The sequence below is a fragment of the Rhodoferax sp. OV413 genome, from assembly GCF_900104385.1.
Classification (GTDB): domain Bacteria; phylum Pseudomonadota; class Gammaproteobacteria; order Burkholderiales; family Burkholderiaceae_C; genus Rhodoferax_B.
Window position 1 is genome coordinate 391412 of record NZ_FNJA01000005.1, and the last position, 14730, is coordinate 406141.

The window sequence follows — 14730 nt, forward strand, 5'->3', positions numbered from 1 at the left end:
TCTCAAGCAACGATTTTGAATCGACGAACACGGATATCCGCCTGCTCCTTGTGGCCGCTCATGTGCTCGTAGCCACATAGGCGCGAGCAATACTCGCCCACCGCCACCGAGGCTTCGTCGGTCAGCACGCGCTGGTAGGTATGGGTCTTGATGAACTTGCCCACCCACAGGCCGCCGGTGTAGCGCCCCGCACCTTGCGTGGGCAGGGTGTGGTTGGTGCCAATCACCTTGTCGCCGTAACTGACGTTGGTGCGATGGCCGAGGAACAGGCCACCGTAGTTGGTCATGCGCTGCAGGAACCAGTCCGGGTCCCGGGTCATGACTTGCACATGCTCGGAGCACAGGCGCTCGGACTCGGCCAGCATCTCCTCATCGGAGTCGCAGAGGATGATCTCGCCATAGTCGCGCCAGGAGACGCTGGCGATGGGTGCGGTGTCCAGGCGTGCCAGTACGGCTTCGATGGCGGCGGGCAGCTCGGCGGCGATTTTTTTGCTGGTGGTCAGGCAATAGGCGGGGGATGTGGGGCCGTGCTCGGCCTGGCCCAGCAGGTCCACGGCCACCAGTTCGGCATCCACCGTGTCGTCGCAGATCACCATGGTCTCGGTCGGGCCGGCGAACAGGTCGATGCCGACGCGGCCGAACAACTGGCGCTTGGCTTCGGCCACATAGGCGTTGCCGGGGCCGACGATCATGTCCACGCCCTTGATGGTTTCCGTGCCGATGGCCATGGCGGCCACAGCCTGCACACCACCCAGGCAGTAGATCTCGTCCGCGCCGGCCAGGTGCATGGCGGCAACGATCTCGGGGCAGGGCTTGCCGTCGAACGGCGGAGCGCAGGCGATGATGCGCTTCACACCCGCCACCTTGGCGGTGAGCACACTCATGTGGGCCGAGGCGATCAGCGGGTACTTGCCGCCGGGGATGTAGCAGCCCACCGAGTTCATCGGGATGTTGCGGTGGCCGAGCACCACGCCGGGCAGGGTTTCGATCTCCACGTCGTGCATGGAACTCTTCTGGATCTGCGCGAAGCGGCGTATCTGGGCCTGGGCGAATTGGATGTCGGCCAGCGCCTGCGGGCTGAGGGAGGCGATGCAGGCATCGATTTCGATCTGGCTCAGGCGGAAGCTCTCGGGCGACCATTTGTCGAACTTGGCGCTGTATTCGCGTACCGCCGCGTCGCCACGGCTTTCGATGTCGCCGAGGATGCCTTCCACGGTGGCGCGCACTTGTGTGTTGATGTCGGCCTTGAACTGAGCAGGCTTACCGGTTTTGAGATGCTGGATCATGGGGTTCTCCTATCAAAAATAAAAAGTGACGGCTCAGGCTGAGCGACCTGGGTGGCCTGGGTGGCCTGGGCGGGATTCAAAAGGCTGCAGAAACTCGATCAGGTTGCCCGCGCAGTCGCGCACAAAGGCCGTGGGGTTGCCGTCCACCGTCAGCTCGAAGGCAATGTCGGCCCCGGCGGCGCGCAGGGCCGTGACGGCAGCGGGCACATCCGGTACCTCGAAGCACATGTGCTTGTTGCCATGGGTCTTGAGGTCGAGATTCGGCGTGCGGCGGTCTTCGGGCAGCGCGGCCGCACCTTCGACCTCGAAGATCTCTATGCGAAAGCTGCCGCGTTTGACAAAGGCGATATGCGCCGGAATCTTGGCGATGAACACCCGCTCCTCCAGCGTGAAGCCGAGCATGCGTTCGTACCAGGCGATGGCCTCGCCCAGGTCGGGCACGCTGATGCCGAAATGGTGGGCCCGCAAGGGGCCAATGGCACAGGTCAGGGATTCGGTCATGGGCAATAGCTCTTAAGCGGGTTGCAGCACAGAAGCCACGGGTTGGGCCTGCGCCAAGGGCTTCAGCAGCCAGTGCGACAGGGCCGGCAGTACCAGCAAGGCGCCCAGCATGTTCCACAGGAACATGAAAGCCAGCAGCACGCCCATATCGGCCTGGAACTTAATCGGCGAAAACACCCAGGTGGCCACCGCCACGGCCAGGGTCAAACCGGTCAGCAGCACCACGCGCCCGGTGAAGTGCAGGGCCATCCGGTACGACTGGGCCAGGCTCGCGCCTTTACGTAGCTCAGCCAACATCACGCTCAGGATGTACAGCGCGTAGTCCACACCGATGCCCACACCCAGCGCAATCACCGGCAAGGTCGCCACCTTGACGCCCATGCCCAGCGCCACCATCAGCGCCTCGGCCAGCACCGAGGTCAGCATTAGCGGCAGCACGGCCACCAGTACCGCGCGCCAGGAGCGGAAGGTAACGAAGGCCAGCACCACCACGGCGGCATACACCAGGAACAGCATGCGGTGCCAGGCCTCGCGCACCACGATATTGGTGGCGGCCTCGACGCCGGCGCTGCCGGCTGCCAGCAGAAACTGGGCCTTGGCACCGTCGTTGGCGGCCGCGAAGCTGTTCACGCTGTCGACCACGGCGCTGAGCGTGGCGGCCTTATGGTCCTTCAGAAAGGCATTGACGGTGAGCAGGCTGCAGGTCTCGTTGTACAGGCCGCGCGGTGCATTGCCGGTCACCATGTTCAGCATGGCCTGGTTCGGGATCAGCTCGAACCACTTGGGGTGGCCCTCGTTCAGACCGGCCAGCATCAGGCGGTTCAGGCGGGCCAGCGAGCTGGTGGACTCCACGCCGGGCAGTTGCCGCAGCTGCCATTCGAGCGCATCGACGCGCATCAGGGTGTCGTAGTCGGCACAGGCGCCGTCGGGGGTTTTAACCATCACCGCGAACACGTCGCTGCTGGCGCCATAGTGGGCGTTGACAAAGCCGACATCCCGGTTGTAGCGCGAGTCGGCGCGCAGCTCGGGCGCACCCGGGTCCAGATCGCCAATGGCCAGATGCCGACTGACCGCAAAGCCGCCAACAGCCAGTGCCAGCGACGCCAGCACGGTGGGCAGGGCCCAGCGGCGCTCGGTGAAGCGCTCGATCGCATGCCAAAAACCACTGCGTTCATGCGCGCCCGCGGCGGCGAAGTCGCGTTCCGTCTGCGCACTACGCGCGGCCGCACCGGGGCTCACGCCGGTATAGCTGAGCAGGATCGGCAGCACGATCAGGTTGGTGAAGATCAACGCCGCCACGCCGATGCTGGCGGCAATCGCCAGCTCCTGGATCACGCGGATGTCGATGGCCAGCAGCACCGCAAAGCCCACGGCGTCGGCCAGCAGCGCGGTCAGCCCCGCCAGGAACAGGCGGCGGAAGGTGTAGCGCGCGGCAATCCACTTGGGTGTACCCCGGCCTATGTCCTGCATGATGCCGTTCATCTTCTGTGCGCCGTGGCTCATGCCGATGGCAAACACCAGGAACGGCACCAGCATCGAGTACGGGTCCAGCGCATAGCCAAGCACCGGCAGCAGGCCGAGCTGCCAGACCACGGCGATCAGCGAGCTGGCCACCACCAGGGCGGTCGAGCGCAGGCAGCGGGTATAGCCGTAGACCATGGCCGCGGCGATCACGATCGCCACCGCGAAGAAGCCCAGCACCTGGCGCAGCCCGGCGATCAGGTCGCCGACGATCTTGGCGAAGCCGGTGATGTGCACCGTGAGGCCCTTGGCTTCATATTCGGTGCGCAGCGCATCCAGCTGCTGCGACAGCGCCACGTAATCGAGCTTCTTGCCCGCCGCGTCCTGGGCCAGCAGGGGCAGAAAGATCACGCTCGACTGGCCATCGAAGGCGACGATCTGGCCGATCTCCCCCGAGCGCTGCACATTGGCGCGCAAGGCCTGCAGACTGTCGGCCTGGCCGTTGTAGCCGTCGGGCACCACCGGGCCGCCTTCCAGCCCCTCTTCGGTGACACCGGTCCAGCGCATATTCGGCGTCCACAGCGACTTCATGGCCGCGCGGTCCACGCCGGGCATCAGGAACAGCTTGTCGTTCAGGCTGCGCAGCGTCTCCAGGTAAGCCGCGTCGTAAATCTCCCCCTTGGGGTTAGCCACGGCGATGCGCACCGCATTGCCCAGGCCCTTGAGGTCGGCCTGATGCGCCATCCAGTTGGCGATGTAGGGGTGGCTTTGCGGAATGGTTTTTTCGTAGCTGGCGTTGAACTGCAAGCGCAAGGCCGACCATCCGAGCAGCACCGTCACCATGGCGCATACCAGCAGCACCACACCGCGATGGTTGAACAGCGCGCGCTCCACCAGCGAGCCCGAGCGGGGGTCGAAGTCTTGCGCCAATTCGGCGGCGCTCATGGAAATTGCGGGTTTCATGGTGTCACTCTGGCAATGCCGTTCCAGCCCGCCATCAGCAGCGTGCCGTCGGCCAGCCGCAGCAGGCTGGCGGGTTGTTGGGAGCTGCTGGTGCGAACCAGCCTGAGCCGGTTGCTGCCGACCTCGGGCGTCAGCAGCTGCCCGGCCTGGTTGGCCAGCCATACCGCTTGCGTGCCTTGGCCCCCCTGGGTATCACGCAGCAGCCCCGTCACGCTGACGGGCGCCGGGTTGGCCAGCGCGGTCCAGCTTCTGCCGCTGTCGGTGCTGCGCAGCACATTGCCACGCAGCCCGGCGACCAGCCAGGCCCCGCTGGCTTCGATCGTCACGCCGAAGTAGCTGCCAGCGTAGGGTGTGGCGATGCGCTCGAAGTGCTGGCCACCGTCGGCCGAGTGCAGCAGCAGGCCTTGCTCGCCCACCAGCAGCAGCTGCGCGCCATCGCGGTACAGGGCGTAGAGATGCGCGACCTTGGGGTTGTCCAGGCGTGATGCAATGGCCTGCCAGGTGGCACCGCCGTCCAGCGTCTGCAACAGGATATTGAAAGCCCCGGCCACCAGGCCTTCGCGCTCGTTCACAAAGTGCATGGTCAGCAAGGGCTTGTCGGCGCCCTCCTGCACCATGCGCAGGGCTTCGGTCTGGTTTTTCGTGCTGCCATGGGCCTGGGCGTCCTGCAGCATCAGCTTGGCGACGCCACGGCCGTCGAGCTGGCGGCTCCAGTGCTCGCCGCCATCCTCGCTCTTCAGCACTACGCCGTAATGCCCGACGGCCCAGCCGGTGCGCGCATTGACGAATTGCACCGCGGTCAGGGTGACGCTGACCGGCACGCTGGCGGCTTGCCGCCAGCTCAAGCCGGCGTCATCCGACAGCAGCACGGCACCGCGCTCGCCGACTGCCACCACGCGCGAGCCCGCCTGGGCCAGGCCGAGCAGGGCCGCCTGGTTCACCTGGCGCAAGACCGTCGCCGGGCGCTCCAAGGGAACGGGCAAGCCGGCCTGGGCCAGTGCTGCCACCCCTGCCAGGGCCAGGCCCAGCAAAAACTTCGAACGGGACATGGTTTCGGCCCGGTTTCAGCGAATCGACTCGCCCGCCAGGGCTTCCGGCGTGAAAGTGGTGTCCGGGTAACGCGGCATCACCTTGTATTGCTCGGCGGCATCGTTCAAGGCACTGTCGTAGTACCAGGCGCCCGACAGCAGGTCATAGAAGCCAAACTGCTGCGGCGAGGTGGTACCGGGCAGGTCCGGCATCACCACCGGGTTGGCAAAACCCATCTGCCAGAGCTGCCCGTTAGCGTCCCAGTGGTCAGCCAGGGTGGCGATCCAGGTGTCCTCGTCCAGATAGTAGCGGCGCTTAGGCGACAAATGGCGCTTGCCGGCGGCGACGCTCGCTTCCACCACCCATACGCGGTGCAGTTCCCAGCGCATGGCATTCGGGTTCAGGTGGTGCGGCAGCATGGCCTCGGCCTCGGACGCCGCCAGCAGCTTATTGCCGTTGTAGGGAATCAGCATCTCCTTCTTGCCGACGATCTTCCAGTCGAAGCGGTCCATGCGGCCGTCGAACACATCGGTCTGGTCGAAGGTGGCCACGCCCGCGCTGTTCGGGGTCGGCGTGTCGCAGCAGGCATTAGGCACTTTGCGTACCCGGCGCTGGCCGGTGATGTAGACCCAGACCTGGGTCTTGTCGCCATTGACGTTCTGCCGCCCGACGATGCCCTCGCCGGCACGCAGCGCCGGGCCGGTGGTGAGGATGCGGATCGACCAGTGGTTGCCGTCGAACTTCTCGGCGCTGCCGTCCTTGAAGTAATACGGCATCTGGAAATCGCCCGAGCCAACGCCGGTGACCACCTGCTTGCCGTCGGAGGTGCCTTGCACGCCCTTGACGACCACATGCCAGGCCTCGCCGCGCCAGCGCAGCACATGGTTCCACATAGCCTCGGCGCCGCTCTTCGGAATCGGGAACGGAATGCCGCCATAGGCATTCACCGGTACCAGGTCCTTCAGCTCGGCCTTGGTGGCGTTCTTGGCGGTGTTGTCGTAGACCCACTGGGGCGCGGACGCAGTGCGGCGGGTCGGGTACACGTCAACGCGGAAGCTGTCCGGGTATTTCTTGAGCATGGCCTTGACGCCGTCCGTCAGCTTGTCGGCGTACTGTTCCATGTTCTTCGCCGTCACCTGGTACAGCGGCTTGTCGGCGGCAAACGGATCGGCACGCTTGCCGCCGTTCTTGAAGCCCGGAATCGGCGTGGTGTAGCCACCGGTCCAGGCCGGGATGCTGCCGTCCTTGTTGGCGGCTTTCTCGGCACCCAGCGGGGTCAATTCCGTTTTGAGTTTGGCTGCTTCGTCTGCGCTGACAGCGCTCCAGACTGCGGGGGTGGCGGCCAACAATAAGGCGGCCAAGGGCAACAGTTTCATTTTGAACATGGTTTTATCTCTATGGGGATGGAGGATTGGCTCCGCAGGCCGACCTGCCGAGCTCTGAATCAGAAAGTGCGGCGCACATTGAGCGACAGGTAGTCGCGGTCACCCAAGGCCTGCTTGTACGAGCGATGGCCGTTTTCAATGAATGCCCCGGCTGAACCGAAGTAATGCGTCAAATTGATACCAAAGCGCCAAACATCGAGGTAAGAGCCATTTAGACCAATGCTGAAGTCGCCGGTTTTCTTGCCCAGAAAGGCTCCGACCATCGAAGAATTGCCCGATATGCCATACCCCACACCGATCGGTACGCTGATATCCACGCCGGGGGTCACTTGGCGGTATTTCGGCTCAAACACAAAGCGAACGTTCGTCGCGTCTCGCGCGGCATTGGGATTCAAAGCCGAAGCATTTTTGGAGATCGATAAACGGCGATTCCAGGCCACCTCACCCACGAAATCCGCTTCGCGGGCCAACCAGTTGGGCCCCAAACTGGCGATCCAACTGAGATTGGCATGGGCTGATTTACCCACCGCGTACAAGGGATTCGCGCTGTTGTCGGCACCGCTCAGATCTACCTGGGCATCACTGTCCATTGGCTGATTGGTGCGCAACGATGCCTCGCCCGCCAGGTTGACGCTGCCCATGGTGGTGCTGAAGCTGCCACCGACTGCGCGAATGCCCTGGTGGAACGCCCACTGGTAGGTACCAATTTGCATGCCACTGGCGCTGACAACGGTCGCCCCCGGTTTCAGGTACAGGCCCGAAGGACCGTGGTCGTTCCACTGCACGGCGTACAAACCGTAATCCACCTCACCACCATGGAAGCGCAGCTGCAAACCACCCTGCCCGCTTTTCTTGGCCTTCATGTCGGCCTCACGGTAAAAACTGACGTTGCCGACGCCGGGTGCATAGCTGACGATCAGCCGCTCGCCGCCAGTGCCGACTGAATCCATGGCGGAGAAATAGCTGCCCGAGGCCGGCAGGCGGTCCCCCTGCCAGTCCAGCATGTAATACCCCCCCACCATCACATCGGGAGTGATTTGCACCTGACCCGACAACTGGTTGATCGGCATCATGAATTCTTTGAACTGTGCATTCGGCACGCTAGCGGCCTTGACAACGTCAATGGAAGCCTGCGCCGCAGCAATGCCGTTGGCACCCAGCATCAAGCTCTCACCATACAGCAGCGTGTGCTTGCCCAAGCGCACCGAAGCTGGCTTGTCTCCGAGCTTAAATTTACCGAATACAAACGCATCCAAAATCTCCGCATCGCCTCCATGCAACTGGCGCGTGGCTTGGGTGAACTCGTTGTAGGCGCTCGAAATAGGGTTAGCCGTCCCCGGAGAATCATTTGCATTGCTGCGGTGGTAAACGCTGTCATACCAACCGGCCGCCGATACACGTACGCCCACGTTTTGGTACGTCACGTCCAGTTCGCTCAAAATATCGAGTCGATTTGAAACCAACCCCCGTTTGAAATTGCGGCTGCCGTCGTCAGTATTGGGGAAGTAGCTACTGGAACTGGTGTTGTAGTTCGCACCGCCCACAATCGACTGTGAGGACCCCGTCAAGCGAAAGCCACTGCTGTACTTAAACGTGTTGTCCCAGACCACTTTCAGGTCCGGATTCTCGGTCTGCAGCTCAAAAGCCTGGACCGACATACCGGCAAAACCAAGCAGTGCTGCTGCGGCCAGTGCCGCACGCGGCATGGGCCTATCAATGCGGACGGGGCCGCGACGGGGAATTTCAGAATTCACAGTTTGTCTCCTCTTGGGCTTCGAAAAAGTGCGCTTCTTTGGCGCAGGACAACTATTCGGATAGGGCATCAAAGACCCTACACCGCAGTCATTTTTTTGATCTGGCGCAATCGTAGATTTCAGACACCATTCTGAAAATCAAATGTTTTCACATGCATCTATTGATGAAATCAAATGATTAAACTGAACTGCATCGAACTCGAACCGAAGGGCTCGATGTTGTTGATTTCCATCCAGAAAAAGGGGGATGCGGACAAAAACTTGGACTATCAGGAGGTAGTCCATGTATTCCTACGAAGACAGAATTCGAGCCGTCGAGCTCTACGTCAAGCTCGGCAAACGCGTCAGGCCAACCATCCGTCAGCTGGGTTACCCCACCAAGAATTCCCTAAAGGGCTGGTACCGCGAGTACCAGCAGCGGCTCGACTTGCGGGTGGGCTATGCAGGCCGGGAGCACAAGTTTTCGCAGGCGCAGAAGGAGGCGGCTGTCGAGCACTACCTCACCCACGATCGATGCATTGCTGCCACTATGAGGACCCTGGGCTACCCCTGTCGTGGGACGTTGACCGCATGGGTTCGTGAGGCCATTCCTGAGGCCAGAAGAGCCGTTGTGGGCAGTGTTGGTCAGCGAAGCTACCTCAAAACGTTAAAGCAAGCGGGCGTCGTGGAGCTTTGCACCCGGCAAGAGAGCGCGCAGGCTGTGGCCAAAAAATTAGGTGTGTGCCGGCCAACGTTGTACAACTGGAAGAACCAACTTCTGGGACGTGAAGCACCCGCATCCATGAAACACACCAGTCACTCACCGCCAGCGCCACAGCGGGCTGAGCTTGAGCGCCAGCTTGAATCGCTGCAGCGCGACATCCGGCAACTACCGCTCGAGCGGGACCTCTTGAACAAGGCCAATGAACTGTTAAAAAAAGGCCTGGGCGTCGATCTGCAACTCCTGACCAACCGGGGGAGAAGACACTGCTGATTGACGCCCTCAGAGAGCACTATGGCCTGCCAGAGCTCCTTGCCCAGTTGGGTCTTGCGTGTAGCTCGTACTCCTACCATCGGGTGCGCACCACGGTGGGGGACAAGTACCTCTCGGTGCGGCAAGCCATTACCGACATCTTCGAGTGGAACCATCGTTGCTACGGCTACCGCAGGCTGCAGGTTGCAGGCGTCTCTGACCAGGTAGCACGCCCCATTTCCGAGAAGGTGGTGCAGAGATTGATGAAGCAGGAAAGCCTGGCTGTAGCACAGCCCAAGCGGCGCAGGTACGCGTCCTACCTCGATGAGATCAGTCCAGCGCCTGCGAACATCATCAACCGCGACTTCCAGGCCGCGGCGCCCAATGAGAAGTGGCTCACGGACATCACGGAGTTCCAGATCCCTGCGGGCAAGGTGTACATGTCACCCATCATCGATTGCTTCGATGGAATGGTGGTGAGCTGGACCGTTGGAACCAGCCCAGACGCAGAACTCGTCAACACGATGTTGGATGCTGCCATCGAGACGGTGGCAGAAACCACCGATCGGCATGTTGTTCACTCCGATCGTGGCGACCACTACTGCTGGCCAGGCTGGCTATCAAGAATGAGCGACGCAAGCCTCATTCGCTCCATGTCTTGCAAGGCCTGCTCGCCCTATAGCGCGAGCCTGCGAAGGCTTCTTCGGTCGGCTGAAGACCGAACTGTTCTATCCTCGGGACTGGAAGAGCACCACCGTTGAACAATTCATTGAGGTGGTAGATTCCTACATCCGCTGGTACAACGAGAAGCGGATCAAGATCTCTCTAGGCTCTCTCAGCCCCATCGAATTCCGGGTGAGCCTCGGGCTAGCGGCATAAAACCAGTCCAAGTTTTTATCCGCCCCCCCATAGTCGCCTGTGAGTTCTGAAGATGACAGATATACGAAAGTGCTGCGAACGTAGTTCAAGCCTTGCCCAGCACAACTGGCTCCCGTACCACCGGCCTCTCACGTAGAAACACAAAAACCACCACCGCCGTCAGCACCGTCACCCCCGCCAGCCCATACAGCAGATAGTTGAAAGCCATGCCATAGACCTGCAACACCATCTCGGTACTCAGGCCGGGTAGCAAGGCCTGCGCCTGCGCCAGGCCGCCGGTGGCCAGGCTTTGGGCGGCTTGCGAGACTGCGCTGTCGGCCACGCCGGGAGCCGCAATCGCCAAGCCATGGCCGACCAGGGTCGCCAGCACCGCGCCGACGACCGCCAAGGCCAAGCCCTCACCAGCGACGCGCACCGTGCCGAAGATGCCGGTGGCCATACCGGCGCGTTCGCGCGGCACGACGCTGACCGCCAAACCATCCATCAGCCCCCAGGGCAGGCTGATGCCGCTGCCAATCAGCAGCAAAGGCAGGGCCAGCGCTGCCGCTGGTGTGCCCGGTGCGCACTGGCCCAGCCACAGCAGGCCGGCCGCACACACCAGCAGCCCGCTGCCGCACAAGGCCGCCGCCGAGAACCAGCGCGTCAGATACGCCGCCAGCAGCGGCAGCACCAGCAGCGGTGCCGACAAGGCCAGCAGCGCCTGCCCGGCTTCGGCCGCGCCATAGCCTTCCACGCCCACCAGCCGCAGCGGCAGCAACACCAACAACACCACGTAGGCATAGGCCGGCGCGGCGGCCAGGCACTGCACGCCGACAAAGCGCGGATAACAGAACAGGCTCAGGTCCAGCATAGGCCGCACCACCCGCCGCTCGGTGGCAACAAAGGCCGCCAGCAGCAGCGCCGACGCAGCAAATACCGCGAGGCTCCAGGCACTGCCCCAGCCCCACACCGGCGCCTGCAGCACCGCAAAAGTGAACAGCGCCAGCGCCCCAGTGAAAGTCGCGGCACCCGGCACATCCAGCCCGGAGGCCTGCGGGTCGCGCGACTCTCGCATGCACAGCGCACCGATGCCGGCGGCCAGCCCACCCACGGCCGCCAACAGCAGGCCGAAGCTGCGCCAGCCTTGGGCTTCAATCAGCCGCCCGACCAGCAACGGGCCGAACGCCAGGCCCACGCCGAAGGTGGTGCCCAGCAGGCTGAAGGCGCGGGTGCGGGCGGCGCCGTCAAACGCTTGCGCCAGCGCTGCCGAGCCGCCAGCAAATGCGGCTGCGCCACCCAGGCCTTGCAACAGGCGCAGCAGATCCAGCCAGACGATGCTGGGCGCAGCGCCCCAGGCCAGCGAGGCCAGCACGAACAGCGCCAACCCGCCGAGGAACACCTTCTTGCGCCCATGCGCGTCGCCCAACGCGCCGCAGGCCATCAGGCAGGCGCCGAAGGCCAGCATGAAGGCATTCGTCACCCAGTTCAGCTGCACCGGGCTGCCGCCCAGCGACTGGTGGATGGCCGACAAGGCCAAGGCCGGCCCGGTGAAGGCTAGCGGCATGGCCAAGGCTGCCAGACAAACGCTGACCAGCAGCGCAATGCGCTGGCGCCGGGATGAATACAGAACAGAAGCAGAAGCCATGGTGGTCCATTGGAATAATCAGATGGCCATCGTATTGGCGCTGCAATCATTGACAAAGTGGCCTAAGCTCTACTCTTTACGGACTGAAAGTTGTGAATGGCCGAAGATAGCTTCGACAATCTGGTGGGGCTTACCTCGTTTGTGCGCGCGGCCGACGCGTGCAGCTTTGTCGCCGCGGGGCGGCTGCTGGGCATCTCCGCCTCGGCCGTGGGCAAGAACGTGGCCAAGCTGGAGACGCAACTGGGCGTGCGCCTATTCCATCGCAGCACCCGCCACATCCGACTCACGGCCGAGGGCGAAATCTTCTGCGAACGGGCGCGCCGCATCCTGGACGACCTGGCCGACGCACGGGCGATGATGCAGCAGTCGGCCCAGGCGCCGCAGGGCCGCTTGCGGGTCAGCCTGCCGGTGATCGGCTACCGTTTTTTGCTACCGCATCTGCCCGAATTCAGCCAACGCTACCCGGCCATCGAGCTGGACCTGGACTTCAACGACCACTTGGTCGATGTGATTGAAGACGGCTTGGATGTCGCCATCCGCAGCGGCGAGCTGGCCGACTCCGGGCTGCTGGCGCGCCGGCTTGGGCCGTTTAGGTTGATGCTGCTGGCCGCACCGGCCTATCTGGCGCAGCACGGTATGCCAGCCACCCCCAACGATCTGGCCGACCATGCCTGCCTGCGCTTTCGTTTCCCCAGCAGTGGCAAGCTGCAGGAATGGGTGTTACGCGAAGACGAAGTGTTGACGGCGCCCAGTACGCTGGTCTGCAACAACATGGAGGCCATGCGCGAGGCCTGCATCGCCGGCTTGGGCGTCGCCTATATGCCCGACTTTCTGGTCCGCGACGCGCTGAGCAGTGGCGCACTCAGCCCGGTGCTCGCGCAATACGGCGACCTGGGAGGCCAGTTCTGGATGCTGTGGCCCGCCAGCCGCCAGCTCTCGCCCAAGCTGCGGGCGTTTGTGGACTTCATGGCGCCGCGTTTGCTGGCTGCGACGGAGTAACCATCCACGGCGCCCCCAGGGGTCTCTCTATTCGTTGACCAGCCATTTGACGCACGGAAGCTACTAACTGAACTACGCGAGAGCACTGGTCTAAGCGTTGACCAAAACGGTTCAGAAATCAACTCCCGCGAATACTTATGGATATCGAAGGTGCGAAATGCATCTCGTTCTCGAAGATTGCATCGTTACCGTAAATCACAACTTCGATACCGACATGACTTCGTCCACGTAGGGAAACGACTATCGAAGTGGTTCCAGGGGCTTGGCCCCTTTCTGTCGCAACCACGTTATCGAAGGTAGACGGTGACGAAAACTGGTTAGGTTTCGGAAATGCTTCGTTACCGAAAATCGCCCGTGCATTCCACCGATTTTCCGATACCGACGGCGACATCGCTTGCGTAAGCTGCATCGAAATCGAAGTATTCTTCGTGGACGAAGATTGCGGTGTCGATGCGGCACTCACGTTTGCATCCACTACGGCGACTGTTATTCCCCTCCTTCCGGGACTCGCCAGCAGTCTGCTCTACGGCGGCGCAGTTGCTTCGCTCACGATGTGCTGCGGGTGGCATTAGTCACTGCCCTGCGCCCGCTTCACATGTTGGGGGGATAATGGCCCTGAAACAGACTCAAGCCCATGTTCGCGGATACAAGCGGACTAGATATGTATGCACGCTCTCGGCTGACAAGAGGTCGTCCTCGAAAGCCTTGAGCGTATCGTCAAGCCAGACGGTTATGGTTTTACGGTTTCACCAGCAGATCATCAGGGGTCTTGCCGCTCTCCAACGCTGCTTTGAACCAGCGTGGCCGCATGCCGTGCCCAGTCCAAGCATTGCCAGCCTCGTCCCGATACTTGATGACGCCCTTCGACTTCGCTTTCTTGCCGGCGGCTGCGCGGACGGGAGTGCCGGTAGTGGCCTTACCCTTGCGTTTGCTGACCGCCCGCGGAACATTCCCGAAGAGGTCCTCTACGGTGAGTCCATAGAAATCAATGGCGACCTTGATCCGCTCGATAACGCCTCCGACTTCCTTCTCCCGGATGGATGCGGCTTCTTTTTGCAGCTTGTCGATTTGCTTTTGGATACTGAGCAGAGTCTTTGTCATAGATATTCCTGAAGGAGAATGTTGAAGCATAAGAGAAAGGACGCACATGGCGTCCTTTGCTCGGGTCAAATTTCCTGTTCCTTATAGCGCTAGCCTACGAAGCAGGGGCAACTGGTTTAAACCGCCGCGTCCTTGAGCTTCTTGAAGAAGGTCGCACGGAGCTTCACCGTGGCAGGCTTGGCTTTGAAAACCTGCTCTTCCTTGGTGAACGGATTGATACCTTTGCGGGCCTTCTTGGCCGGCACCTGGATGGCCGCGACGCGCACCAGGCCAGGAATGGCGAACTCGCCAGCCCCCTTTTTGTGCAGCGATGCCAGCATCGTCGCTTCCAAAGCGGCTAGCACGGCACGCACGCCCTTGAGCTCTACGCCAGACGCTGCCGCCAGATGCGCAGTCAGCTGGGTTTTGTTGAGCTTGTCTTTGAAAGGCTTGGCCTTGACCGGCTCGACAGCTGCTTTGGCAGCGACCGCTTTAGCCGGTGCGGCTTTCTTGGCCACGGTGGTTTTCTTGACAGGTGCCGCGGTCTTGGCGGGTGCTTTTTTGGTGGTTGCCATGTAATCTCATTCGTTGGTTAGGTACGCAGACCCGATTGGGTCGCAAAATTATTTTAGAGGCAACGCAAATGTGCTCACCAATCTAGCGTAACGATCTGCACAGGGTACTCGCCGCCGAGCTGAAAGCAAGACCGTCGAACTTAGAAATCTGCCAGGTAGAACTGAGCGACAAGGGAAGATGAAATCGTAGGTTCATCAGAAAGACTGGACATGAACCGTTACGGAGGACTCCATTGTCAAAG

General features: G+C 62.1%; 10 protein-coding genes and 1 pseudogene. 2 read left to right on the plus strand and 9 right to left on the minus strand.

Translation table 11 applies throughout. The annotated features are described in order from the left end of the window. Nucleotides 1–2 precede the first annotated feature (2 nt). From hisD to BLT66_RS18595, 6 genes are read right to left on the minus strand one after another with little or no spacing between them, the layout of a single operon-like run. Nucleotides 3–1286 (minus strand): histidinol dehydrogenase, encoded by a 1284-nt coding sequence (hisD, locus tag BLT66_RS18570; RefSeq protein ID WP_092759849.1) that lies wholly within the window; start codon nt 1284–1286, stop codon nt 3–5. A 33-nt stretch (nt 1287–1319) separates the two neighbouring features. Further along, complete coding sequence (locus BLT66_RS18575) at nt 1320–1787, minus strand: VOC family protein (protein WP_218922628.1); 468 nt, start codon at nt 1785–1787, stop codon at nt 1320–1322. Between the two features lie 12 nt (nt 1788–1799). Continuing rightward, nucleotides 1800–4211: an efflux RND transporter permease subunit gene (locus tag BLT66_RS18580; RefSeq protein ID WP_092759851.1), complete on the minus strand. Its 2412-nt coding sequence runs from the start codon at nt 4209–4211 to the stop codon at nt 1800–1802. Then, on the minus strand, nt 4208–5260 hold the full coding sequence (locus tag BLT66_RS27440) for a WD40/YVTN/BNR-like repeat-containing protein (RefSeq protein ID WP_143029246.1): 1053 nt from the start codon (nt 5258–5260) through the stop codon (nt 4208–4210). Before BLT66_RS27440 ends, BLT66_RS18580 begins: the two co-directional genes overlap by 4 nt. A gap of 15 nt (nt 5261–5275) precedes the next feature. Next, nucleotides 5276–6625: a DUF1329 domain-containing protein gene (locus BLT66_RS18590; RefSeq protein ID WP_092759855.1), complete on the minus strand. Its 1350-nt coding sequence runs from the start codon at nt 6623–6625 to the stop codon at nt 5276–5278. 59 nt (nt 6626–6684) lie between these two features. Then, the gene (locus BLT66_RS18595) at nt 6685–8379 is read right to left on the minus strand and encodes a DUF1302 domain-containing protein (protein WP_218922629.1); all 1695 of its coding nucleotides are present in this window, start codon (nt 8377–8379) and stop codon (nt 6685–6687) included. A gap of 283 nt (nt 8380–8662) precedes the next feature. Here BLT66_RS18595 and BLT66_RS18600 point away from each other — a divergent pair. Then, nucleotides 8663–10210, plus strand: a pseudogene (locus BLT66_RS18600) (IS3 family transposase). An 85-nt stretch (nt 10211–10295) separates the two neighbouring features. On the opposite strand, the gene BLT66_RS18605 reads toward BLT66_RS18600, so the two are convergent. Continuing rightward, entirely contained in the window at nt 10296–11834 is a 1539-nt protein-coding gene (locus BLT66_RS18605; RefSeq protein ID WP_092759859.1) for an MFS transporter, read from the minus strand. A 96-nt stretch (nt 11835–11930) separates the two neighbouring features. Between BLT66_RS18605 and BLT66_RS18610 the strand changes: the two genes are divergently transcribed. Next, on the plus strand, nt 11931–12833 hold the full coding sequence (locus BLT66_RS18610; protein ID WP_092759861.1) for a LysR family transcriptional regulator: 903 nt from the start codon (nt 11931–11933) through the stop codon (nt 12831–12833). A gap of 738 nt (nt 12834–13571) precedes the next feature. Here BLT66_RS18610 and BLT66_RS18615 read toward each other — a convergent pair. Further along, nucleotides 13572–13934, minus strand: coding sequence for an H-NS histone family protein (locus BLT66_RS18615; RefSeq protein ID WP_092759863.1), 363 nt, complete (start codon nt 13932–13934; stop codon nt 13572–13574). 116 nt (nt 13935–14050) lie between these two features. Then, nucleotides 14051–14488, minus strand: a complete 438-nt coding sequence (locus BLT66_RS18620; RefSeq protein ID WP_092759865.1) for an HU family DNA-binding protein — start codon at nt 14486–14488, stop codon at nt 14051–14053. Between the last annotated feature and the right edge of the window lie 242 nt (nt 14489–14730).

Bases quoted from the DNA above. Each gene is read 5' to 3' on its own strand.
- BLT66_RS18620 (WP_092759865.1), bottom strand. From the start codon at position 14,488: ATGGCAACCACCAAAAAAGCACCCGCCAAGACCGCGGCACCTGTCAAG.
- BLT66_RS18580 (WP_092759851.1), bottom strand. From the start codon at position 4,211: ATGAAACCCGCAATTTCCATGAGCGCCGCCGAATTGGCGCAAGACTTC.
- BLT66_RS27440 (WP_143029246.1), bottom strand. From the start codon at position 5,260: ATGTCCCGTTCGAAGTTTTTGCTGGGCCTGGCCCTGGCAGGGGTGGCA.
- BLT66_RS18575 (WP_218922628.1), bottom strand. From the start codon at position 1,787: ATGACCGAATCCCTGACCTGTGCCATTGGCCCCTTGCGGGCCCACCAT.
- BLT66_RS18590 (WP_092759855.1), bottom strand. From the start codon at position 6,625: ATGTTCAAAATGAAACTGTTGCCCTTGGCCGCCTTATTGTTGGCCGCC.
- BLT66_RS18605 (WP_092759859.1), bottom strand. From the start codon at position 11,834: ATGGCTTCTGCTTCTGTTCTGTATTCATCCCGGCGCCAGCGCATTGCG.
- hisD (WP_092759849.1), bottom strand. From the start codon at position 1,286: ATGATCCAGCATCTCAAAACCGGTAAGCCTGCTCAGTTCAAGGCCGAC.
- BLT66_RS18610 (WP_092759861.1), top strand. From the start codon at position 11,931: ATGGCCGAAGATAGCTTCGACAATCTGGTGGGGCTTACCTCGTTTGTG.
- BLT66_RS18615 (WP_092759863.1), bottom strand. From the start codon at position 13,934: ATGACAAAGACTCTGCTCAGTATCCAAAAGCAAATCGACAAGCTGCAA.